At 70.3% G+C, this 721-nt stretch carries 1 protein-coding gene; it reads left to right on the top strand.

From position 1 onward, the window contains the following. The coding region (locus tag EOA27_RS38825; RefSeq protein ID WP_148669972.1) for an NAD(P)-binding domain-containing protein at positions 1-721 on the top strand (721 nt) is incomplete at both ends.

Genomic DNA, 721 nt, shown 5'->3' with positions numbered 1-721 from the left:
GGCGCTCGCTTCGGCTGCTCACGCCGAACTGGCTGAATGCGCTCCCCGGCTCGCCCTACAAGGGCGGCGATCCGGACGGCTTCATGAGCAAAGGGGCGTTCGTGGAAAGCCTGGAGCGCTACGCCTGGCAATGGCATGCGCCCGTCGAGACCAATGTCGAGGTCATCGCCGCCAAGCGGACCAGCGACGGCTTTGGCCTGCGCACCAGCGCCGGCGACTGGTCGGCCCGTGCGGTCGTCGTGGCGACGGGGCATTGCGACCGGCCGGTCATCCCGTTTGGGGCCGAAACCATTCGCGGACCGCTGAGTATCCACGCTTCGCATTATCGCTCGCCCGACGAGCTGCCAGGCGGCGGCGTGCTGGTCGTCGGCGCATCATCCTCCGGCGTGCAGATCGCCGACGAGCTCGCCCGTGCCGGGCGCCGCGTGGTGCTTTCGGTCGGCAAGCATACGCGGCTGCCCAGAACATGGCGCGGCCACGACATCTTCTTCTGGCTCTGCGCGATGGGTCTGATGGCGCAGCGCCCCGAAGACCTCGCCAATCCTGAAGGCGCCCGGCGCCAGCCATCGCTGCAGCTCGCCGGCCGGCCCGACAGGGCCGATGTCGATCTCGCCACGCTGCAGGCGCTCGGCGTGGAACTGACCGGGCGGGTGCGCGGCGTCGGCGACCGCGAGATCGGCTTCGCCGGCGATGTTGGGGCGCATATCGCGGCAGCCGACGC

The sequence above is a fragment of the Mesorhizobium sp. M2A.F.Ca.ET.037.01.1.1 genome (genome assembly GCF_003998075.1).
In the GTDB taxonomy this organism is placed as follows: Bacteria; Pseudomonadota; Alphaproteobacteria; order Rhizobiales; family Rhizobiaceae; genus Mesorhizobium.
Note: the sequence above shows the minus strand (reverse complement) of the source record. Positions and strands in the feature narration are given on the sequence as shown.